The sequence below is a fragment of the Actinoallomurus sp. NPDC050550 genome, from assembly GCF_040655075.1.
GTDB lineage: Bacteria > Actinomycetota > Actinomycetes > Streptosporangiales > Streptosporangiaceae > Actinoallomurus.
Genome location: NZ_JBFAJC010000021.1, coordinates 1 through 21,538 on the forward strand (window position 1 = coordinate 1; position 21,538 = coordinate 21,538).

Here is a 21,538-nt window from a genome sequence, read left to right on the forward strand (position 1 = left end):
ACCATGGTCCGCCGACTGACACGCGGCCGACCCACCACCCGAACCGGACCACGGCCCCTGGAATACGAATGAGATCAACTTCTCAAACACTCACTGAGGGACGCCTAGTCGGCGAGGCGCGCCAGCGGCCTCGGCTGACCTGGGTTGCCCGGCCGGTATCGGCGAGGATACGGAGCCTCGCGTAGATCCACGGGCGGCTCTTGCCTGTCGCGGTCATCAGGTGGGGTACGGAGATGCCCTCAGCGGGAGCGCCGCTGAGAAGTTCCCAGAGACGCGCTTGAGGGCCGTCTTCGAGCTCCTCTGCTTGAAAAGGCGCTGGCCGACCAGGGGTTCAAGATCACCGTCGTCGCCCACGGCGCCGATCTGGGGATCACAGAACGCCCTCTCAGATGCACATCGGGCTTGCCGGTCATGTGGGGCTCGACGGCTCAGAGGTTCTTGGTGCGCTCGTCGAGTGCTTCGATCTTCGCGCGTAGGTGCCCGATGGCGCTGCGCATCTCCTGAAGCTGACCGAAGATGATCTGAAACTCTTCGCTGCGCTCCTCGTGGTCGGCTTCCGCCTCGGCCGGTGCGTCCGGCCTGGCCACGACAACCGTTCGGCTCCCCTGCCTGGTCTGGATGAGTCCCTCATCCCGTAGCACAGCGATCGCGTTGCTAACGGTCATCTTCGCGACGCCATACCTCTCAGCGATCTCCCCGGCGGGAGGTAGCGCCTCACCGACCGGATACCGGCCGGACGCGATGCCCGCGCGCAAGTCGTCAGCAATGCGGACGTAAGGCTTGCGGCGATCGACCGAACCGGGATTTCCCATGTCAGAGAGTGTACAGCCGTCGCCTAGGCCCCTAGGTGCATAGGAAAATTCCGGCCAACGGCTTGACTTGTCCGCCTACCTAGGTACATTTGATCGAGACAGCTACCTAGGTAGCTAGGTAGACAGTTCTCTTCTCAGGAGTGTCATGCAGAACATCGGTATCCCGGTCGACACCCGCGCCCTGACCTTCGTATGCGTCGCGCCGCCGGCGCCGAAGCTGGTCAACCGCGAGACCGGAGAGGTCAAGGTGGACAACCAGGGCCGCACCGTCTTCCAGGTCGGCCTGTCAGTGGCAACCGAGGCCGGCCGGATCGACCTGGTGACGGTCAACGTCCCCGGTGACCCGGAGGTCCAGGTGGGCCAGATCGTCACTGTCCCCGACCTGATCGCCCGGCCGTGGAAGCAGGTCATCAACGGCGAGGAACGGCACGGGATCTCCTTCGGAGCCTCGGCCGTCGTTCCGGCGTCCGCCGCCTGGGCTGCCTGAGCAGGGGCCGTGATGTTCGACAAGGCAACGCTGTGTGCAGCGGTCGCGGGTCTTGTCGCCGTGGTCGCCGGGGGCCTGGCGTGGCGGCGGTTTCACCCGCTGTCGTTCTGGCTGTGCGTCGGGTTCCCGGCCCGCGCGGTGTGGCTGTACGCCACCTGGCAGCACGTCGCCTCGGCCTGCAAGCTCACGCACAAGCGGCGGCGCTGGCGCGTCACCCTCGACTCCGTCCCCGTCCTGGGGGCCGCCTCCCGTGAGGCCACGGCGATCGTGGAGCGTCGACACCTGCGGCGGGTGGAGATCGAAAAGGCTCCCCGCCTCGGGCTGATCCGCCCCTCCCGGCTGGGCTGGCGGCTGCGGATCACGCTGAACGACGGGCAGATCCCCGACGACTTCGCCAAGGTCGCCGAACGGCTGGCGCATGCCTGGCGGGCGCATGCGGTGCGGGTGCTGGAGTCCAAGCCGGGCAAGGTCGTGCTGATCGCCACCCGCAAAGACCCCCTCATCACGGTCCCGCCCCTGCCGCCTGAGCCGGGTGACCTGCTGAGGGTGCGGCCCGGGGTGTTGGAGAACGGGCGGCCGTGGGTGATCGACTTCAAGACCGTCCCGCACTGGCTGTTCGCCGGCGCGACTCAATCGGGCAAGTCGACGCTGCTGAACGCCATCATCGCCGGGCTGGCTCCGCAACCGGTCGCCCTGGTCGGGTTCGACCTGAAAGGCGGGGTCGAACTGACCCCGTACGCGGCCCGCATGTCCGCGCTGGCGACCACGCGGGTCGGGTGTGTGCGGCTGCTGGATGGGCTGGTCTCTGAGCTGACGCATCGGATGGCCGACTGCCGCGAGGCGGGCGTACGCAACGTCTGGCGGCTCCCGGACCACCTGCGGCCGACTCCGATCGTGGTCGTGGTCGACGAGGTCGCCGAACTGTTCCTGATCGCGGACAAGGCCGAGAAGGACGAGGTCGCTAAGACCTCGGTCGCGCTGTTGCGCATCGCCCAACTGGGGCGGGCGTTCGGGGTGTACCTGATCGTCTGCGGCCAGCGCATCGGCTCTGACCTCGGCCCCGGTGTCACCGCGCTGCGCTCGCAACTGTCCGGCCGTGTCTGCCACCGGGTCAACGATCCGGAGACGGCGACGATGACGCTCGGCGACATGGACCCGGCCGCGCTGGAAGCCGCCCGCGCGATCGCTGCCGAGACGCCCGGCGTGGCGATCGTGGCGGGCAGTGACGGGTCCTGGAATCGGGCTCGGTCCGCGCTGACGACCGAGGCTGAGGCCGAAGCCGCCGCCGACGCTCACCGCCACCTCGCCACCCCCTGGGCGCACCTCGTCCGCACCGGTCCCCGCGCCGTCTCCGACGACCAAGCCGCCTAACCCCCTCGACTTCTCGGAGGCTCCCCATGACCAACGTGATTCCCCTGCACCGTCCCGCCGCCGGTGTCCCGTCCGCCCGTCCTCGTCGCGGGGACGGCCGCTCGTCCTCGTCCCGCCGTACCGTCCTGGACTCCGTCCGGCTCGCCTTCGACGACACGCGTGGTGTCCACGTCGCCGTGTGCGCCCGGTGCGCGGGGACGGAGTCGGCCTACCCGGATGCGCTGGGCTGGCTGCTCGGCTGGGCCGACGCTCACCGCTGTGATCCCGAGTTGGCCGCACTGCTGGCCTTCTGCGAGCGGGGGGCGGCGTGATGCCCCGCCTCGGTGGGCTGCTGGCCGACTCCGGGCCGGTCGTCGTCCTGGCCGGAATCGCTGCCGCTGGGTCGTTCACCCACATCCGCGACACCGCCCGCCAGCACGGACAACACGGCTGGATGGCCTGGGCCATCGCGGTCTGCATCGACCTGACCTGTGTCATGGCCGCCCGCGAACGTCAGCGTGACCGCCGCACCGGACGCCGTACCGGGCCGATCTCCTGGCCGTCGCTGGTGCTGGCCGGCGGGGTGGTCCTGTCGCTGGCTGCCAACCTCGCCCAAGCCGAACCCACCCCGTGGGGCTGGCTGACCGCCGCGACTCCGGCGGGCGCGTTCCTGGTGGCGGTGTCCATGCTCGAACGACGCTCGACCGACCGGCGACCGGCTGACACTCCGGCGTCCTCGTCCTCTGCGGTCACGGTGGACTCGTCCCCGGTTCCGCCGTCGTTCGGACGGCCGTCCTCTGACCTCGTCCTCGTCCGGGACGACCAGGACGGCGCGGACGAGCAGGACACGACTCGGGACGAGTCCGCTTCGCCGGACGCTCCTGCGGCCGAACTGCTCTCCTTCGCCCGCCGTGTCGCCACCGAACACGAGGAACGGCACGGACGCCCGATCACCCGCGACACACTGCGCGCCCGGCTGGGCGTGTCCAACCAGCTCGCCTCTGACCTGCTCCGCCAGATCCGCACCGCCTGAAACGGAGAACACCCCCGATGACCGCACAGCCGACTGTCCCCGGTGACCTGCTCGCCCGTACCCAGACCATCACCGGACTCCGCGCGCTGGCCGACTTCTTGGAGGCCAACCCCGCCGTTCCGGTCGAGGAATACGGCTGGCAAGTCAGCTACCACACCCGTGGCACCGACGAGCAGCAGGCGACCGAGGTCGACCGGATCGCCGTCCTCCTCGACGCCGTCCCCGTCGACGATCGGAGCGACGGCGGCCACTACACCGTGGCCAAGACCTTCGGCCACATCACCTACAGGGCCGTACACATCCCCGCCCGGCGCATGGACGCCCACTACGCGCTGATGAGCTACGCCCCGGCCTTCCGCCCCGAGACGGACGAGGAAGCCGCCTGATGGACCTTCACGAATACGACTTCGAAACCGCGTGCACGCAGATGCACGAACACGACCCCGACACATGCGCCCCGGCCCACGCCGACCCCCCGGCGCTAATCCCGCCGGTTCAACGCTGGCGGTGCTGCCACTGCACCGGCGGCCTGACCTCCGACGGCCAGACCTGCAAGCACTGCGAGGGCCTCGGATTCTCCTGACGCCCTGCGCCCCCGGCGTGGCCGCACAACCGCCAAGTCATCCGCCACGTCGGGGGCCATCCCCAACCGTCTGTACGACAGGAGACCCCTTCATCTTGCCTGCTTCCGCTCCCTCCCCGCTGGTCCTCCGCGACATCGCCCGCCGGGCCTCCTCCCCGGACTACCAGCGGTGGGCCGCCCAGATCCGCCGGACCGGCGGCTGCGCCCAACCCATCCACCTGCGCGGGCGGGTCGACTACCGGGACCCCCTCACCGGCGCGCTTCTCCACCGCTACTCCACGGTCCACGAGCCGGACGGGGTGCTGCGGGTGGCGTGCAAGACCCGACGTGCCTCGCGGTGTCCCTCGTGTGCGGAGGTCTACCGGGCCGACACCTACCAACTCGTCCGGGCGGGCCTGGTCGGAGGCAAAGGCGTCCCCGATACCGTCACTGAGCATCCGGCCGCGTTCGTCACCTTGACCGCTCCCTCGTTCGGGCCGGTCCACGCCCGGCGCGAAAAGGCCGGCAAGCTTCGACCGTGCCACCCTCGCCGGGATCTGGGGGACTGCCCGCACGGACGCTCCCAGTCGTGCACCGAACGGCACGGGGCCGACGATCCGCGGTTGGGGGAGCCCCTGTGCCCGGACTGCTACGACTACACCGGCTCGGCCCTGTTCAACGCACTCGCCCCCGAACTATGGCGGCGCTTCACCCTCGCCCTACGGCGGCGCATCGCCAAGGCGGCGGGCCTGACCGTGGCCGAGCTGCGCGGCGCCCTCACCGTGTCGTTCGCCAAGGTCGCCGAATACCAACGCCGGGGCGTCGTCCACTTCCACGCCGTCATCCGCCTCGACGGACCCGACGGCCCCACCACCAACCCGCCCGCCTGGGCAACCGGAGACCTCCTCGACGACGCCGTACGCCACGCCGCCCGCGCCGTCACGGTCACCACCCCCGAGGCAGAGGACCTGCCCGCCCGAGCCTTGGCGTGGGGCTCGCAGGTCGACGTCCGGCCGATCACCACGACCGGCGAACTGAGCGACCAAGCCGTAGCCGGCTACATCGCCAAATACGCCACCAAAGCCGCCGAGTGCGTCGGCACCCTCGACCGGCCGATCCGCCCTACCGACGACCTCGCCCAGCTTGATATCCGCGACCACGCCCGCCGGTTGATCACCGAGTGTCGACGTCTCGGAGCGCTGGAAGAGATGGCCGATCTTCGGCTTGTCGACTGGGCGCACATGCTCGGCTTCCGGGGCCACTTCTCCACCAAGTCCCGCCGATACTCAACCACCCTCGGCGCGCTCCGCCACGCCCGCATGGCTCACAACCAGCGCGAACACGACATCACGACCGGCCGACTGCCCCTCTTCGACGAGGACCAGGTCCTCGTTGTCGCGCACTGGGACTACGTCGGCCAAGGCCACACGCCCGGCGAAGCGTTCCTGACCGCCGCACTGAGCGGCAAGCCTCTGCCCCCTCTCGACGCCACCGGAGCGGGCGGAAGCCTGCCGGAACTCATGGAGGTCATGTGAACCGACGAGATGAGTTGATGACGGTCCCCCAGATCCTCGCTGAGCTGGGCGGCGTCTCCCGCCGCACCTTCTATCGCTGGCGCGAAATCGGCTCGGCTCCGGCCGGTCTCCGACTGCCCAACGGCGAGATCCGCGTATGGCGGAGCGAGTTCACCACCTGGCTTGAGAACCTCCGGGAGGCAGCATGACCACCACGTATGACGTGAAGTTCTGGACGGTCTACCGGAACAAGTCGAGCAAGACGCCGTCGTACGTGGCGCGGTGGCAGGTCGGTGGGCGTCGGAAGACCAAGACCTACCGGACCAAGGCGCTCGCTGAGAGCTTCCTGTCTGACCTTCGGCAGGCAGCCAAGCGCGGGGAAGCCTTCGACATCGAGACCGGTCTTCCCGAGTCGATGCTGAAGGCGAAGAACGCCGCCACGTGGTTCGAGTTCGTTCAGGCGTATTCCGTCACGAAGTGGCCGCATCTCGCTGCCAAGAGCCGGGACAGCATGACAGACGCGCTCGCGACGGTGACCCCGGCGTTGACGAAGGATGATCCGGGCAAGCCGAGCATCGAGACGCTACGGGCCGCGCTGAGGCGTTATGCGCTCCTGCCGGAAGACCGGCGCATCGAGCCAGACAGCGAGGTGAGTGCGGCGCTGCGCTGGCTACAGCGTGCGTCGCTGCCGGTCCGGGCTGTGGAAGACAGCTCTACGGTCCACGCTGCGCTCAACGCCCTTTCTCTCACGATGGACGGCAAGCGGGCGGCGACCACGACCTACCGCCGTAAGCGGGCGGTCTTCTACAACGTCATCGAGTACGCCGTTGAGCTGGAGGAACTCGCAGACAATCCGCTCGACCGGATCAAGTCGAAGCGACGGAGCCTGAAGATCGCTCAAGCGGTCGACCGGCGCGCCGTGGTCAACCCCCAGCAGGCCAGGGAGCTGCTGACGGCCGTGACCTACTGCGGACGCACCAGAGGCGAGCACATGAGAGCGATGTTCGCCTGCATGTACTACGGCGGTCTGCGGCCCGCTGAGGCGCTCGGCCTGCGGGAAGCCGACTGCTTCCTACCTGGGGAGGGATGGGGAAGCCTGACACTTGAGAAGACGCGTCCGCAGGCGGGGAAGCAGTGGACCGACAGCGGTGAGACCCACGACGACCGTGGTCTCAAGCACCGGGCCAACAAGGAGACGCGCCTCGTACCGATCCCTCCGGAGCTGGTCACCATCCTGCGGGCGCACATCGACGCTCACGGCACGTCGGCGGACGGCCGGCTGTTCCGTACCTCGAAGGGCCGGCCATTCGCCTCCTCGGCGATCAACGGCGTGTGGACTCAGGCGCGGGCTCTGGCGTTCACTCCGGCTCAGGTGCTCTCTCCCCTGGCTCAGACTCCGTACGACCTTCGGCATGCGGCGGTCTCGCTCTGGCTGAATGCCGGGGTGTCAGCCCCCGACGTTGCCGAGCGGGCGGGGCACAGTGTCGACGTGCTGCTCAAGGTGTACGCCAAGTGCATCGACGGGCAGCGTGAGATCGCGAATCGGCGTATCGAGGCGGCGCTTGGCATCCACTAGCGTCCGCGTCTGAGAGAGGCCCTCGGCTCGTCCGGGGGCCTCTTCGTCTTTGCGGGGTGACCTCGGCAAACGTGCCGTGCGGCCATTGCACGCATATTGCACGACCACCTACAAGGGGCTGCATCGGGTGGCATACGGCTGCATATGTCCGGATTCGACCGGCGGAGCGTCCTCGCTGGTCGTGGCACGAATTGGCTGGTCAACGCGTGGGGCTGGCAAGCGGCCGAGAATCCAAGATCCGCTTTAGGAAACCGTTGCTCTATCCCCTGAGCTACGAGGGCTTGTCGCTGGTAGAGCCTAGCGGAGCCTGACCGCTGCGCGCGTCTCGATGGTGCCCGTTCCGCGCATGTTCCGGATCTTGGTATCCGCTTGCCTGCCTGCGGCGGGTCAAGCCTAGCCCGTACTCGGTTGCTCCGGCCTCGGCCAGGCTGGGAACTGGTGCGGTCTCCGAGGCTGGGCTTACCGCCTGACCGCATCCTTATCAGTTCGATCTTGGCCAAGGTGATCAAGCCTCCGCCCGACGTCGACCGTCCGCACGAAGCCGTGATCATCCGGTGGCGTCTGCCCGCGTTGCTGTCACCGTTGCTGTCACTTCTATGAAGACACCCGGTTCCGCCATCGCGCTGATGTTGGCTCGACCCGTGCAGTCTCGCCGATGGGATGACAGGCTGGACCAGAGATCGCGTGAAAGGATCGCTTGACCATGCGTGGTGCGCTCGATCGCCTGTTCCGCTGGTTCCTGGTGCGTCTGTGCCTCTACTTGGCCCTAGGACTGTTGGCTACCTGGACCCTGTCGATGGTGGAGGGCTATAGCTGGGTCTCCGAAATGAGGCACGGGATACTTCCGTGGGTCTCGATGGCGGTAATCAACGAGGTGATCTATCGGCTGTCGCCCAGGAAGCGAGCCGACACGCCAAATCCGTGACGGACGAGTGCGGATGTTCGCCATGCCGAACAGACGGTCCACCACCTGGTCATCCCGTTCGCCGTCGTCCCACCCCCCGGGGAGCGGGCCAGGCCCTAGGGGTGCAAGGTGGAGCGCCCCACGGACGAACGTCGGTGATGCTGGACCCGCTAGCGGTCAGGGCTTCGCGGAGGTTGAGGATGCATTGCTTCGCGGCCTGATGTCCCCGACCCCTACGGTCGCCCCGTCCTTATCCAGCGGGCATGCACCAGCGGCGTACACCAGCGAGTCAGGCGAAGCAACGGACGCGTACGCATACGGCGCATCGCAAAGACCGGCGACGCGGATAAGTTCAACACTCATGATCCGAGGATGGCGGGACCTCACGCATACCGTCGAACGGTTTTCAGCCCACGGCGCGCGTCAGTTGATCATGCAGATTAGCCGCGCCTGACGAGCACACCGGAACGGTACATCTGGCCCGCGTATGGCCCGCGAACGGTGGCACACGGCTGCATACGATGATCGTCCATGACACTCGACAGCACAGTGGCGGTAGAGAGCGCCGACGCAGGTCAGAACCGGTTTCAGCTGATCAACTACGGCAACGGCGGACGCCCGACGATCACGGCGTATGTTCCTTAGGAAACCGTTGCTCTATCCCCTGAGCTACGAGGGCTTGACGCTGGTCAGAGCCTAGCGGAGCCGCTGGGCCGTCCGCTGCACGCTGCGATCATTGCACAGATATTGCCCTGCCCTCGATCGCCCGCCTCCGACGTCGTCAACGTCGACGCCAAGGATACGTGGTGTCGTGCGGGCTGTGGGGCCTCCGTGCCCAGGCCGACGACGGCCAGGCACCGCAACCTGACTTCGCCGACCGCGACCGGCATCGACTCGGGCCACCGTGAAGATGCGCCGTCGAGCGGTCGGATTTGGGTGTCAACGCAGCGCCGCTGCGAAGACACGGCAGTTGGTGCTGGTGAAGGTGTGCTCGCGTTTGGACCACTCGATGCTGGAGGCGGCCTACTCGGAACCAGCCGCACTGGGGCCTGGATCGCTCAGGCGCTCGGTCCACCAGCGGGCGTTGCGGGACTGGCGGTCCAGGATCGCGTCCAAGACGTCAACGCGACGGGCAGCGGTGAGTCCGTAGGCGTCGATGAGGATCCGCACCTGGGCGGCCTGAGCGGCGACGGGCGGTGCGCCGGCCTTGGAAGAGATGCACCACGTCCAAGCCATGTATCCGAGGTCTTCGAGCGGTTCGCCGCCGGCGGCGGTGTCGAAGTCGATGAAGGCGACCGGTAGCCCAGCCTGGAAGACGGTGTTGTTGGGGCCGGGGTCGTGGTGGCAGACGACGGAGTGTTTCCCGGTGAGGCCGCTGTCGCGGGTCGCGTCGTGCAGCGAGCGAAGAAGTGCCCCGGCTGCGGTGATCTGGACGTCGTTCCAACGCTGGAACTTGGCCGGCACCCAGCCGGGCAAGTAGCTGAAGATGTCGCGGTCGGCTTCGTCCCGTCCGAGGTAGCGCGGCGCTCCGGCGAACTGGCGTTGGTGCAGGTGTGTGAGGAGTCGGGCGACGAAGGCCGATGAGTCCGTGGTAGGTCGTCGAACCGTATCCGCGACGCGGACGACGCCCGGCGTGATCCGTCCTCCGGTCAGCGGAACTTCAACGGGGATCGGTCGCATGGTGCGGACCTCCTGGTCAAAGCTCACATGGCGGTCGGCGGATGGACGGATCGGTGAAGACTGGCATGGCCCGGTGGGTCTCGTGCAACGCCATTTCACTCCTTCGTCGGTAATGCACAACGACTACCGACCACGCCAGGAAAGCAGCGTGACGCAGCTCGGCGACCGGCCGGAGAAAAACCCGGCCTACAGGCTGACCTCAACGGCGACGGATTTACAGAGGGTCGGCGATCTCCGCCATGCCCGTCCGCTGACGTGGGCTGACGTCGTGCAGAGTGTGGTCGAGATGCCTGCTCATCCCGCGCATATCCCGTGCCTAGGTAGAACGTGCGTGCGTCCGCGCCTCGTTACTCTGTCGGGGTGCGACGCGTGGAAGTCCCCGACATGATCAAGCGGGGAACCAAGCAAGATCTGGTGAGCTTGAGCAGGAAGGCGCGGGACCTGCACCTCACCGGCCGAGGCCGGAAAGCTGAGTGGCTTGCGGACACCTGCCTGACGGCGCACCCGGTGCCCTCCGGGCGGTGCTGTCAGAACCCCATCCGCAACCTTCCTACCGCTGCTTCGTGGTCATTCAGCGAACCCCCGAAACACTCGACCACTTCCCGCTCGACATCCTCCCCAGTGACTTCGGGCGCGGGCGGTGACACCAGGCGGAGCCAGCTCACCCAATGAAGATCCACCATCTTGAAGTGGCTGGTCAGCGTGCTGGTGTGTCAGGGTTCGTGGGTATTCGTACTGGTCGTGGGCGGGTGTCTGTGGTGTAGATCGTCCGTCAGGGCGGTTCGTGGTGGCTCCGGCCCCGACGCGCTCCCGCCGGACTACGAGCTCCTCGGCCGGTCACGGTCCGTCGGGTCGGCGAGATACCCGGCCTTCCTGTCGGCATCCGAGGCAAGCTGGAGCCGCTTCGCGCACAACCGACCAAGCTCGCCGACCGCGGCTGGCTGCGCAAACTCGCCGACGGCCGGTTCACGATCGGGGTTGAGAGGATCGGACAGTGGAATAGCGCTGGACGGGCCGGAGCGCGTGGATCTTCACGAACCGCGCGGCGCGTTTCTCAGGTCGGTTCGTTGAGACAGCGCGCGAACACGCCAGTGAAACAGCGATGAAGCACGTACAAGGCGCTGACCTTGCTGAAGGTTCTTCCTCGGTCCGATCCTCCTCGACCCCGGAAGCGGGCTACCACGCTCTCGACACCCGCACCGGTCCGTGACTTCCTGAACAACCTCGCCCCGGATCCCGCCGCGGCCGGGTGGGTGAGATGGCGCATCTGGCGAACGCGGCGAACTCGTGGTCGGCGATCGTTCTTCTCACCCTGCCCTACCGTCTATGCGGCACGAGTCCGTTCTCGTAGGCGATGATCGCCAGGTGGACGCGGTCCCGGGCCTCGAGTTTGGCGAACAGACGCGCGACATGGGTCTTCGCCGTCGCCGCGCTGATGACCAGCCGCTCGGCTATCTCAGCGTTCGACAGTCCCTGTCCGACCAGTGCCAGCACCTCGCGCTCCCGGTCGGTGATCTCTGCGATGAGACGTGAGTCCTGGGCGGGCTCGGTGTCCGGTTCGGGGGCCGCGGGGGTGGCGGAGGTTCCGGCGAAGTCGGCGATCAGCCGTCGGGTGACGCTCGGCGCGATCAACGCGTCGCCGGCGGCCACCACGCGGATCGCGTCCAGGATCGCGTCCAGGGCCATGCTCTTGAGCAGGAATCCGCTGGCGCCGGCGCGCAGTGCGCCGTAGACGTACTCGTCGTCGTCGAAGGTCGTCAGCACCAGCACCTTGGGCGGGTCCGGCTCGGCGGTCGCCTGCCGGGTCGCCTCGATCCCGTCCATGCCCGGCATCCGGATGTCCATCACCACGACGTCCGGCCGCAGCTCACGTACCAGGCGCACCGCCTCGCGGCCGTCGCCGGCCTCGCCGACCACCTCCAGGTCGGCGGTGCCGCCGATCAGGATCCCGAGCCCGACCAGCATCAGCGGCTGGTCGTCGGCCAGCAGCACCCGCACGCTCATGCCGGAAGCCTCGCCGTCACCCGGAATCCGCCCTCCGGACGCCGGCCGGCGCTGAACTGGCCGGACAGCAACGTCACCCGCTCGCGCATGCCGAGCAGGCCGAAGCCGCTCCCGCCGGGCGCCGCCGAGTGCCTGGGACGGCCGGGCCCGCCGGGACCGTCGTCCCCGTCGTCCACCACCTCGATCGTCACTCCTGTCGGCTCGTATCCGACCGCGACCCGGCACGTCCGCGCACCGGAATGCCGCACCACGTTCGTCACCGACTCCTGGATGATCCGGAACGCCGACAGTTCGATCTCCGGCGGCAGCGGACGCTGCTCGCCCCGCCAGGCCACGTGGACCCGCACCCCGGCGTCGGCCGTGCGCTCGGCGAGCTGCGGGACGTCGGCCAGGCTGCCGGCCGGCGCCAGCGGAGCGGCCCCCGGCATGGCGTCGTCGGGCTCGGCGCGGCGTAGCGCCCCGAGCATGCGCTGCAGCTCGAGCAGCGTCTGGCGGCTGGTGGTCTCGATGCCGGTCAGCGCCTGCCGCGTCTGCTCGGGCTTGGTGTCCACGACCCGCGCCGCCGCTCCCGACAGCACCGTGATGATCCCGATGCTGTGCGCGACGCTGTCGTGCAGTTCGCGGGCGATCCGCAGCCGCTCGGTCACGACGGCGCGGGCCGCCCTCTGCTCGCGCAGGGCTCCGAGGTATTCACGGCGTTTGCGGTTCACCCTTCCGAAGACCCACGCGACCGCGACCCACAACGGGTACTGCCCGGCCCACTGGACCGCGTCGCCGACGGACTGCCCGGGGACGTGCATGTCGTTGACGAACGCGGCCGCGACGGCCGCGACGGAGCCGACGGCGGCGGCCTTCGGACGCCGGACGGCGAGGTACCCGCCCAAGGCGATGATCAGGAAGAACACGATCGAGGGCCGTGCGCCGAAGATGTCGCCGAGGACCGATTCGCCCAGGATCGTCGCGAAGACCGCCGTCGGCAGACGGCGCACCAGCAGAACCGGAAGTGCGAGCACGACGCACAACCCCATCGTCTGGAAGACCCCGAGGCCGGAAAACTGGTACCCGTCGTTGTAGTGCGCAACCATCGACTTGTAGAGCGCCAGCGCGTAGAGGCAGGTGGTGGCCAGCACCACGGCCTGTGACATCAGCCAGATCACGCGCTTCGATGTCGAGAGACGCTGGAGAAGCCCTTCCATACGGAGATCGTATTCAGCGGCGTCGGCTCCGCGCGTCGCCCCGGGGATGTACGCGGGTACGCCCCCGGGCCGATGGCCTGGGGAACGGTGACATCCCCCGGCCGACGCGACGGACAGCGTTCCGTTCTTAGGTTCAGGGCCATGACGAATGCACCAGTGATCGATCTTGTCGACACGACAAAGAAATACGACGACGGCCCACCCGCGCTAGCCGGTGTGACCTTGTCCGTGGTGCCCGGTGAATGCGTGGCGATCCTCGGCCATTCCGGCAGCGGCAAGTCCACCCTGCTGAACCTGATCGCCGGTCTGGACAAGCCCTCCAGCGGCACCGTGACGGTCAACGGCACGCGCGTCGACCAGCTCGGTGAGGCCGGCTCGGCGAAGTACCGCCGGGCCTCGATCGGCATGATCTTCCAGTTCTTCAACCTCCTCGACGACCTGACCGTCTTGGACAACGTCATGGTCCCGGCGCAGCTGGCTGGGATGGGCAAGGGCGAAGCGAAGCGCCGGGCCATCGAGCTGCTCGGCTCGCTGGGCATCGACCGGCATGCCAACGCCTACCCGCAGCGGCTGTCCGGCGGGCAACGGCAGCGGGTGGCGGTGGCCAGGGCCCTGATGAACAAGCCGGCGCTGCTGCTGGCCGACGAGCCCACCGGCGCGCTCGACTCGAGCTCGGCCGCCGACGTGCGCCAACTGCTACTGGACCTGAACAGCGAGGGTCAGACCATCCTGCTGGTGACCCACGACGTGCAGCTGGCCGCGAGCACCGCGCGTCGCACGATCGAGTTGGTGGACGGAGCGGTCGAGCGGGACGTCGTCAACAGCGGCAGGGGTGCCGGCCTGGCCGCCTACTCGTCGCTGACCCGTCCGGCGGGAGCGGTCGAATGACGCTGCGCAAGCCTCCGCTGCCCCGGCGCCTCTTCGAGGTCGGATTCCACGCCATGGCCCGCCTGCTGCCGGCGGTGAGCCGGTGAGTGCCCTTGGCAAGGTCGTACGCTCCGGCGTGGGACGGCGTCGGGTCCAGTCCCTCGTCATGGCCCTGACAACGTTCGCCGCGGTGACGTCGTCAGTACTCTCACTCGGTCTGCTGACCGTCGTGCAGGCCCCGTTCGAGCACGCTTTCAGTGCTCGGAACGGGGCGCACCTGGCGGTCCAGTTCGACGGCTCGAAGGTCACGGACGCGCGGGCCGCCGCCACCGCGCACGCCGCCGGCGTCACCGAGGCGGGCGGTCCGTACCCGATCGCCGCCGCCCTGGACACGACCATCGGAACCGACTGCCCCAAGAAGGCTTGGGCCGGTCACGACAACGGTCCGATCACCGTCACCACCCGGCCCGACCTGGGGAGCACCTCCGGGATGGACCAGTTGGCGCTGACCCGGGGGCGCTGGCCGACCGGCCCAGGCGAGATCGCCCTACCGTGGCAGCACTATGCCATCGACTGCTTCGGCGGTTCGGTGGTGTTCTCCTCCCTGCCGGGCAAGCCGTCGTTCAAGGTCGTCGGCTTCGCCGACTCGGTGACCAACAGCGCGACCGCCTTCGCCACCGCCGACGGCTTCGCGCGGCTCACCGCCGCCGGGGCCAAATCCGACAAGCAGATGCTTTACCGGTTCGCCAAGGCCGGGACCGACGCCGACATCGCCACCGACAAACGGGCGGTGGCCGCCGCCGCGCCACCCGGCACGGTCGAGGCCGGACAGTCGTACCTGACCGCGGAGTGGCAGGTGACCGGCAACGCCAAGGCCTACGTGCCGTTCCTGGTCGCCTTCGGGATCTTCGGGCTGATCCTGTCGGTGCTGATCATCTCGATCGTGGTCAGCGGGGCCGTGGCCGCGGGAATCCGGCGCATCGGGATTCTGAAGTCGTTGGGCTTCACCCCCTCGCAGGTGGTCCGCGCCTACACCGCCCAGGCCATGATCCCGGCGACACTCGGCGTGGTGCTCGGCACGGTCTTCGGCAACCTCCTGGCCGTGCCGATCCTGGACGAGGCCACCAAGCAGTTCGGCGCGGCCAGTGCCACGATTCCGTTGTGGGTCAGCGCCGTGGTGGCGCTGGGCACCCTGCTGGTCGTCGGCGTCACGGCTTCGATCCCGGCACTGCGGGCCGGCCGCATGCCGGCGGTCCAGGCCCTGCTGGTCGGCCGCGCCCCCAAGGCCGGGCGCGGTCGGACGGCGCAACGTCTGGCCTCGCGGCTGCCGCTGCCCCGGGCCATGTCGCTGGGACTGGCACAGCCCTTCGCTAAGCCGGCCCGGGCCGTACTGGTCGGTGCGGCGGTGCTGCTCGGCGCGGTGAGCCTCACCTTCGCGGTGGGGCTGGAGGCCGGGTTCAGCAAGTACCTGGAAGCCACCACCTCAGGCTTCAACCACGCGTCGGCGTACGTGATACCCACAGCCGACGTAGGCAAGCCCTGGGGTCTCTACGGCCCCAACGACCCGCGCCACCAGTACCTGGACGCCCCCAAGGTGGCCGCCGCGCTCGCCAGGACCCCGGGCACGAAGGCCGCGTTCGGCTGGGGCGACAGCGGCGCGACCATGGTCGGCGCGCCGACCGGCGGCGAAACGCCGAAGGTGTTCACGGTCAGCGGCGACTTCTCCTGGACGAACCTGGAGCTGCTGTCCGGCCGCTGGTACTCGGCGCCCGGCGAGGCCGTCGTCGGCGACAAGCTGGCCACGGCGGCGGGGATCCACGTCGGTGACGACGTCACCGTGATGCAGCGGAACAAGCGAACGTCACTGAAGGTCGTCGGCATCGAGTTCGACACCAATTTGGGCGACTATACGGTCATGACGGATGCGGCCACCTTCAGCGCCGCCGGTCTGACCCCGCGCATCGACCAGTTCAACGTCGAGCTGGCCTCGAACGTCAACGGATCGGACTGGTCCGCCTCGGCTGCCGCCGCGCTGACCCCGCTGAACGCCTCGGTCCAGCCGAGCTCGGGCGGGCTCAACAACCTCGTGGTGATCACCATGGGCGCCCTGGTGGCCACGCTCACGCTGATGCTGATCGCGGTCGCCGCGCTCGGGGTGCTGAACACCGTGGTGCAGGAAACCCGGGAGCGGGTCCATGATCTGGGGATCTTCAAGGCCCTCGGGATGACACCCAAGCAGACCATTGCGATGGTTCTGACCTCGGTGACATTCACCGGCCTGATCGCCGGGCTGATCGGGGTACCGATCGGGGTCGCGGTGGAGAAGGCGACACTGACCCCGATGGGGAAGGCGATCGGCCGCCACCTGCCGCCGAGCGTGACCCACACCTACACAGCCGGGCTGCTCCTCCCCCTGCTGGCCGGCGGGATCGTGATCGCCCTACTAGGGGCGCTGCTGCCGGCCAGCTGGGCGGCACGCTCCCGGACCGCCACCGCGCTGCGGACCGAGTAGGAGCCGCCGGTCGCCGCAGCAACAGCGGTGCTGGGCACTGCACGGCGGCAAGAACAGAATGCCGACCTCCCCCGGTTGATCCCCTCGGGAGGTCGGCATTCCGGCGTTTTTCCCTCAGCACAAAGGCGTGAGAGGCACCCAGCATGGCGGTCAGCGTTTTCGACCTGTTCTCGATCGGCATCGGCCCGTAGAGTTCACACACAGTCGGCCCGATACGCGCGGCCCGGATGTTCGTCAAGCGTCTGGACAACGAGGGCCCGCTGCCCCGGGTGACCAGGGTCGGCCAGAACTGCTCGGCTCCCTCGGCGGCACCGGCCACGGCCACGGCACCCCGAAGGCAGTGCTGCTGGGCACCGAGAAGGGCGCCGAGGCCGAGATCGCCTTCATCGAGGACCGCGACCTGGTACCGCACCGGCGCAAGCCGCTGCCGTACCACTCCAATGGCATGAAGTTTTTACTGAGACGCGATGCAGACGCTTACTACCGGACGCCCGCACGAGACAGTTGCCTTAAATACTTAAAGATAGTTACCGTGTTGCGTCACGTTGAGCACTGTCTAGTCCCAGCTGATGCTTGACAGTTGTGTCCCGGCTGATGCTTGACGGGTGGGCTAGTACGGCAGTCCGAGGTCGTGACCTGATCTTGGGGTGGATCGGGCGGCCTCGCTGCGACCTTGCGTCAAGTTGGGATCTTTTCGGCGTCTGGGAAGGCGCCTCGGAGTGCCTGGAGCACACGAGAGTCGGTCGCGTAAACATCCCAGGAAGTACTGTCTACCGCCTGAATGACGATCACATCGGATCGCTCCTCAGCTTGGCGCCCGATGACCCGGCCGTCGATGATCTGGACCTCGGTAGTCACCTTGAGCAGTTGGTCCAGCGTCATCTCGACGTCGTCAACGAGCAGGTCAGCAGCTCTGTGCTCGGACGTCGACCATGCCTCCACGATGGCGAGGCGCCAGGTCAGGACTGGCAACACCGGCCGCAATAGATCGACAAGTTCAGCCAACTCGATGTACTTGGTGCTGTCGCGCCAGGCGTTGAAGGTGATGCCGTCCACCAGTGGATTAAAGCAGCCGATTGCATGACCCTGAGGCGAGAACGTTGCCGAATTTCGCTGTATTAGATCAAGGCGGCGGCGCAAGCGCCGCCGCGGGCCGCCCGCTCCAGCACGCCCTACGGGCGTGCGGCGTGGGCGCCGGTCCCTCCGGCCGTACCGATCGGGCGGCCCACCGGACGAAGAACCAAGCGCGGATTTCCTCCAGCCCACCGGCTCCGGACCGTTCTCGCGGGACTGGCGCAGGGCCGCCGGCAGACTCGCTGCGCTCGCCCTACGGGTGGCCTACGGCCATCAGTCGGCGCCCCGCTCCCCCAGATCAGGGGCAGCTGTTCTCGATGCCTTGCCCAGGGCACTGTGCGGTGCATCAGGTTGATTCGTCCGGGGAGACCGCAGGGTTCTTCGGGCCATGTTCGCTTGATGCCCGTTTATGCGTCAGGAGCATGTCCTCGAACTCGTCAACGCCGATCACAACGTTGTCGAACTGCCTATACCTATCTTGCAATTCGACCTCTTCATCACTGATTCTCTCGACTGCGCCGCCTTCCGTGCCCGTCCGGAAGCCGATCCCAAAGCGCTCGCAACCGTCCCGCCATACGTTCAGGAGTTCCTCTATCGACTCCGGGTCGTCAGCTACGGGGAGAAAAAACGTTTCGACCGCTCGCACCGTATTGGCATCCGCCTCCGGAGTCCGTCGTGCAATCCACCAAGGCTCCTCGTACGTGAACGTCCATCGACCGCTGCTCATGTCCAACCTCCGAGGGCAAGTATCCAGACACGCAGTTGGGTTGATCGAGCGCACCCCTGGGGGCTCCGCCGCCCCCAGACCCCCGCGAGCCGGAGCACCCGCCCGCGCGAATAGGTCTGTCACCGCATCCCGCCATTCGCGCGGACGAGCACTCCGGACCGGCGAACCTGGCCCGCGTATGGCCCGCGAACGGTGGCATGCGGCTGCATACGATGATCACCTGCGGCACTTGGCGGCGCAACCGGATTTGAGAGAGTCAGCCGAGGTCAGTAGCGCTTTTTGCTGATCAACTACGGCAACGACGGACGCCTGGGCTCCCATCCCGGAGCCGGAAGCTCCCCCGGCTCGGGGATGGAGTTGGGCCGTACGCGACGCAAGGTCTGTCAGTGGTTGAGGTGGAAGCCGGGTCAGGCATGCGCGACGCGCAGACCAAGGGACAATGCGGCCATGGCGCAACAGTCCGGCTCACCCACCCCAGAAGAAGTTGAGCGGCGAATCCGGTGGTTCGAGGAGTACACCGACGCGGCGATCAACAACAGCGTGCACCGTCCACCACGAGACGAACCATACGCCTGTCCATGTTGTGGATACCTAACCCTGAGCGAGCGCGGCAACTACGAGATCTGCGACGTCTGCTTCTGGGAAGACGACGGCCAGGACGAGCACGACGCGGATGCCGTTCGTGGCGGCCCCAACGGCAACCTGAGCCTCAGCCAGGCACGCCGTAATTTCGCCGCTTTCGGCGCAAACCGCGAAGGCGATCTGCCCCACGTACGAGATCCCCACCCAACCGAGCACCCTCCCAACGAAGATCATTAAGGATGCCCGTTAGGCCGGACCACTGGCCCGCATATGGCCCGCGAACAGTGACACACGGCTGCATACGGCGATCATCTACGGCACTCGACAGCACAACGGTGCTGGAGGAAGGCAACGCGGGCGACAGCCGGTTTTCGCTGATCAACTACGGCAACGGCAGACGCCGGATGACGGGCACGGGGACAGGCGCTCGGCCCCGGTGTCAGGCAGACCGGTGCATCTCATCGAGCGTGTGATACCCGCAGCATGGGCACGGATATGGCCGGCCTCGCGGCGGACGTCTGATGTTGATAAACACCGCTCAATTGTCTTAGCGATGCTGCCGGCTTGGGAAGTCGGTGCCGCTGATTTGATCACCTGCGACGCTGCTGACCTGTGCCTTCCCGGCGCTCTCCCCGTGAGCGACCGTAGGCGACCGTGATCGTCGGCTCTAACGGGCACGCAACGGGCACGCCTCGGCGACACCCGCCGCAGTTCACCCGGTTTCCACCCCAGCCACTGACCACCGTGCGCATCGTGCGGGCCAACTCCATCCCCGAGCCTGAGTCCCCCGCCGGAGGCTTTGTCGAACGGTTTAGCTGACGCGTGGACCGGATGTCTGCCGCCTAATGTGGCACTTGACGTGCCCTTCACAGCCGAGGAGCCCTGTGATCGCTACGCCGCGCCTGTTCGCCGTCACCATTGACTGCCCGGACCCGGCTGGACTCGTACGGTTCTACCAGGCGTTCTTGGGCGGTGAGTTGTCCTTCTCGTCCAACGAGGACTTCGCCGCGCTCGTCATCGACGGCAGTGTTCGCCTCGATTTCCAGCGGGTCTCGAACCCTGCGCCGGCCCGGTGGCCTGATCCCGACGCCGCGCGACGGCTCCATCTGGATTTCGCGGTCGACGACCTCGACCAGGCCGAGAAGCAACTCCTCGGCATTGGCGCTATGTTGGCCGACTTCCAACCTGGGGGCGAGAGGTTCCGGGTGCTGCTCGATCCGGCTGGGCATCCGTTCTGTATCGCGACGAGATCCGCTGCGTCGATCAGCGAGCACGCGTAGGAGGCGGTGGCGATCGAAGGCTGTGTTGGGCCGCCCGATCGGCACGGCCGGAGGGACCGGCGCCCACGCCGCACGCCCGTAGGGCGTGCCGGAGCGGCGGCCTGCGGCGGCGCTTGCGCCGCCGCCTTGATCATTGATGGGAAGGCTCGTCAGTGGTCAGAGGCGGCGAGTGATCGTTGGTGGGTGCTCCGGTTTGCCAGTTGTGCCAGATGGCGGCGTTGAGGGCCAGGATGCGCTGGCTGATGCGGGCCCAGAGCCCGTCGGTGGTGCGGACGTTGTGGCGTTCCAGGCCCAGTTGGTTCGTCAACGTCCAGATGATCGCTTCGATGCGCTGACGCACGCCACTTGGTGAGGCGGCGGGCGCTGTGAGCTGGTGGGGATCTGCTGTTGGGGCGGGCGGTGTGGTTCACATGATTCCGATGACGAGGCCCTGGACCGCAGTCGATCGTTTAACTCGTGGGCTTAAACGATCGCACCCCCCTTGGCTGCTGCGCATAATGGCTACACGTATCGGTCGAGAAAAACTGCGGGCGATAAAGTCACTATCAGACAAGAAGAAGCACACAACAACTGGCGGCCAGGCAAGGACCCTCCGCTACATTGCGCGATGGCTCACACCACTGGCCGGCTGTCGGCGGAACTCGTCCCCTGCCACTGGCTCCTTCCTCAAGGAAAGGAGTGGAGCCGATGGTGCGCGGTATCCCACCGATCCGATCCCGGCGCGGCCCACGCCGCCGCAGGCCCGCCAAGCTGCACGCCGACAAGGGCTACGACTTCAACCACCTGCGGCGCCGGCCGGGCAGCCGCGGCATCACCCACCGCATCGCCCGACGTGGCATCGAATCCTCCCAGCCATGAGCAGTGCTTCATCCAGCAAGGCCCGCATCTACCAGGAGGTTTGCATGAAGACCATGATGAGGCGCGCCCTCGCGACGACCGCCCTGGCGACCGTCGCCTTCGCGGGCGCGGCCACCGCTGCGTCCGCCGGCACCGTCCGGTCGAACGGCGTCGCTCAGCCGAACTGCGGCGGACCGAGCGGCTGCAGCTACACGTACTTCAACCACTACCTGTCCTTCGCCGACTGCAATGCGGCGGGTCAGGCGCTCGTCGCTTCGGGCCGGTGGAGTGACTACTACTGCACGCGAGACACCAGCGACCCGAGCCACGGGCCCTGGTACGACCTGTTCGTGGACTAAGTGGGTGTTGAAGAACCGCTGATCAGGGTCGATGGCGGGTCTTATCGAGAATTGCCGGCCGGATAGTCCAAGCGGGGCCCCGGGGGATGCTCTCCTCTGCGGTGGCGTTCACCCTTGCGCCCCAAGCCTATGGCACGAGCAGCGACGACGTCGGACGTCTTCAACGCGATCGCCAAGCCGCA

The 21,538-nt window shown here is 67.6% G+C and carries 22 protein-coding genes and 2 pseudogenes; 17 read left to right on the forward strand and 7 right to left on the reverse strand.

Translation table 11 applies throughout. The annotated features are described in order from the left end of the window. Nucleotides 1–428: 428 nt before the first annotated feature. On the reverse strand, nucleotides 429–812 hold the full coding sequence (locus AB0I04_RS27040; protein WP_360889975.1) for a GntR family transcriptional regulator: 384 nt from the start codon (nucleotides 810–812) through the stop codon (nucleotides 429–431). A gap of 145 nt (nucleotides 813–957) precedes the next feature. On the opposite strand from AB0I04_RS27040, the gene AB0I04_RS27045 reads away from it, so the two are divergent. The 10 genes from AB0I04_RS27045 to AB0I04_RS27090 all read left to right on the forward strand — a co-directional run bounded on the left by AB0I04_RS27045 (nucleotide 958) and on the right by AB0I04_RS27090 (nucleotide 8,259). Beyond that, nucleotides 958–1,299, forward strand: a complete 342-nt coding sequence (locus AB0I04_RS27045; RefSeq protein WP_360889978.1) for a hypothetical protein — start codon at nucleotides 958–960, stop codon at nucleotides 1,297–1,299. Nucleotides 1,300–1,311: 12 nt separating this feature from the next. Continuing rightward, complete coding sequence (locus tag AB0I04_RS27050) at nucleotides 1,312–2,670, forward strand: FtsK/SpoIIIE domain-containing protein (RefSeq protein ID WP_360889981.1); 1,359 nt, start codon at nucleotides 1,312–1,314, stop codon at nucleotides 2,668–2,670. Nucleotides 2,671–2,696: 26 nt separating this feature from the next. Then, nucleotides 2,697–2,981 (forward strand): hypothetical protein, encoded by a 285-nt coding sequence (locus tag AB0I04_RS27055; protein WP_360889984.1) that lies wholly within the window; start codon nucleotides 2,697–2,699, stop codon nucleotides 2,979–2,981. After that, complete coding sequence (locus tag AB0I04_RS27060) at nucleotides 2,981–3,682, forward strand: DUF2637 domain-containing protein (protein ID WP_360889987.1); 702 nt, start codon at nucleotides 2,981–2,983, stop codon at nucleotides 3,680–3,682. Before AB0I04_RS27055 ends, AB0I04_RS27060 begins: the two co-directional genes overlap by 1 nt. Nucleotides 3,683–3,699: 17 nt before the next feature. Continuing rightward, a complete protein-coding gene (locus AB0I04_RS27065; protein WP_360889989.1) occupies nucleotides 3,700–4,068 on the forward strand; it encodes a hypothetical protein in 369 nt (122 codons plus the stop codon). Continuing rightward, entirely contained in the window at nucleotides 4,068–4,265 is a 198-nt protein-coding gene (locus AB0I04_RS27070) for a hypothetical protein (RefSeq protein ID WP_360889992.1), read from the forward strand. Before AB0I04_RS27065 ends, AB0I04_RS27070 begins: the two co-directional genes overlap by 1 nt. Before the next feature lie 95 nt (nucleotides 4,266–4,360). Continuing rightward, complete coding sequence (locus AB0I04_RS27075) at nucleotides 4,361–5,779, forward strand: replication initiator (RefSeq protein ID WP_360889995.1); 1,419 nt, start codon at nucleotides 4,361–4,363, stop codon at nucleotides 5,777–5,779. Continuing rightward, nucleotides 5,776–5,967: a helix-turn-helix domain-containing protein gene (locus AB0I04_RS27080; RefSeq protein ID WP_360889998.1), complete on the forward strand. Its 192-nt coding sequence runs from the start codon at nucleotides 5,776–5,778 to the stop codon at nucleotides 5,965–5,967. Before AB0I04_RS27075 ends, AB0I04_RS27080 begins: the two co-directional genes overlap by 4 nt. Before the next feature lie 65 nt (nucleotides 5,968–6,032). Continuing rightward, the gene (locus AB0I04_RS27085; protein WP_360890001.1) at nucleotides 6,033–7,334 is read left to right on the forward strand and encodes a tyrosine-type recombinase/integrase; all 1,302 of its coding nucleotides are present in this window, start codon (nucleotides 6,033–6,035) and stop codon (nucleotides 7,332–7,334) included. 703 nt (nucleotides 7,335–8,037) lie between these two features. After that, entirely contained in the window at nucleotides 8,038–8,259 is a 222-nt protein-coding gene (locus AB0I04_RS27090; RefSeq protein ID WP_360890003.1) for a hypothetical protein, read from the forward strand. Nucleotides 8,260–9,261: 1,002 nt separating this feature from the next. On the opposite strand, the gene AB0I04_RS27095 is transcribed toward AB0I04_RS27090, so the two are convergent. The 3 genes from AB0I04_RS27095 to AB0I04_RS27105 form a co-directional block, all read right to left on the reverse strand. Beyond that, nucleotides 9,262–9,918, reverse strand: coding sequence for an aminoglycoside phosphotransferase family protein (locus AB0I04_RS27095; RefSeq protein ID WP_360890006.1), 657 nt, complete (start codon nucleotides 9,916–9,918; stop codon nucleotides 9,262–9,264). A 1,317-nt stretch (nucleotides 9,919–11,235) separates the two neighbouring features. After that, nucleotides 11,236–11,922, reverse strand: coding sequence for a response regulator transcription factor (locus AB0I04_RS27100; RefSeq protein WP_360890008.1), 687 nt, complete (start codon nucleotides 11,920–11,922; stop codon nucleotides 11,236–11,238). After that, nucleotides 11,919–13,118 (reverse strand): histidine kinase, encoded by a 1,200-nt coding sequence (locus tag AB0I04_RS27105; protein WP_360890011.1) that lies wholly within the window; start codon nucleotides 13,116–13,118, stop codon nucleotides 11,919–11,921. Before AB0I04_RS27105 ends, AB0I04_RS27100 begins: the two co-directional genes overlap by 4 nt. A gap of 141 nt (nucleotides 13,119–13,259) precedes the next feature. Between AB0I04_RS27105 and AB0I04_RS27110 the strand changes: the two genes are divergently transcribed. The 3 genes and pseudogenes from AB0I04_RS27110 to AB0I04_RS27120 all read left to right on the forward strand — a co-directional run. Continuing rightward, nucleotides 13,260–14,006: an ABC transporter ATP-binding protein gene (locus AB0I04_RS27110; RefSeq protein ID WP_360890014.1), complete on the forward strand. Its 747-nt coding sequence runs from the start codon at nucleotides 13,260–13,262 to the stop codon at nucleotides 14,004–14,006. Nucleotides 14,007–14,088: 82 nt separating this feature from the next. After that, nucleotides 14,089–16,497, forward strand: coding sequence for an FtsX-like permease family protein (locus AB0I04_RS27115; RefSeq protein WP_360890017.1), 2,409 nt, complete (start codon nucleotides 14,089–14,091; stop codon nucleotides 16,495–16,497). Nucleotides 16,498–16,640: 143 nt separating this feature from the next. Beyond that, nucleotides 16,641–16,951: pseudogene (locus AB0I04_RS27120) on the forward strand (serine dehydratase beta chain); the annotation flags it as partial. Between the two features lie 224 nt (nucleotides 16,952–17,175). Here the strand turns inward: AB0I04_RS27120 and AB0I04_RS27125 are convergent. Then, complete coding sequence (locus AB0I04_RS27125) at nucleotides 17,176–17,553, reverse strand: hypothetical protein (RefSeq protein ID WP_360890020.1); 378 nt, start codon at nucleotides 17,551–17,553, stop codon at nucleotides 17,176–17,178. 364 nt (nucleotides 17,554–17,917) lie between these two features. After that, complete coding sequence (locus AB0I04_RS27130) at nucleotides 17,918–18,298, reverse strand: hypothetical protein (RefSeq protein ID WP_360890022.1); 381 nt, start codon at nucleotides 18,296–18,298, stop codon at nucleotides 17,918–17,920. 447 nt (nucleotides 18,299–18,745) lie between these two features. Between AB0I04_RS27130 and AB0I04_RS27135 the strand changes: the two genes are divergently transcribed. Further along, the gene (locus tag AB0I04_RS27135) at nucleotides 18,746–19,117 is read left to right on the forward strand and encodes a CPCC family cysteine-rich protein (RefSeq protein WP_360890025.1); all 372 of its coding nucleotides are present in this window, start codon (nucleotides 18,746–18,748) and stop codon (nucleotides 19,115–19,117) included. A 647-nt stretch (nucleotides 19,118–19,764) separates the two neighbouring features. Beyond that, the gene (locus AB0I04_RS27140; protein ID WP_360890028.1) at nucleotides 19,765–20,160 is read left to right on the forward strand and encodes a VOC family protein; all 396 of its coding nucleotides are present in this window, start codon (nucleotides 19,765–19,767) and stop codon (nucleotides 20,158–20,160) included. A 130-nt stretch (nucleotides 20,161–20,290) separates the two neighbouring features. Here the strand turns inward: AB0I04_RS27140 and AB0I04_RS27145 are convergent, their stop codons facing one another. Then, the gene (locus AB0I04_RS27145) at nucleotides 20,291–20,500 is read right to left on the reverse strand and encodes a hypothetical protein (protein ID WP_360890031.1); all 210 of its coding nucleotides are present in this window, start codon (nucleotides 20,498–20,500) and stop codon (nucleotides 20,291–20,293) included. 359 nt (nucleotides 20,501–20,859) lie between these two features. Here AB0I04_RS27145 and AB0I04_RS27150 point away from each other — a divergent pair. Both AB0I04_RS27150 and AB0I04_RS27155 read left to right on the forward strand, forming a co-directional pair. Continuing rightward, nucleotides 20,860–21,012 (forward strand): annotated as a pseudogene (locus AB0I04_RS27150) (IS5/IS1182 family transposase); the annotation flags it as partial. 2 nt (nucleotides 21,013–21,014) lie between these two features. Next, the gene (locus AB0I04_RS27155) at nucleotides 21,015–21,356 is read left to right on the forward strand and encodes a hypothetical protein (protein ID WP_360890033.1); all 342 of its coding nucleotides are present in this window, start codon (nucleotides 21,015–21,017) and stop codon (nucleotides 21,354–21,356) included. The last annotated feature ends 182 nt before the right edge of the window (nucleotides 21,357–21,538 follow it).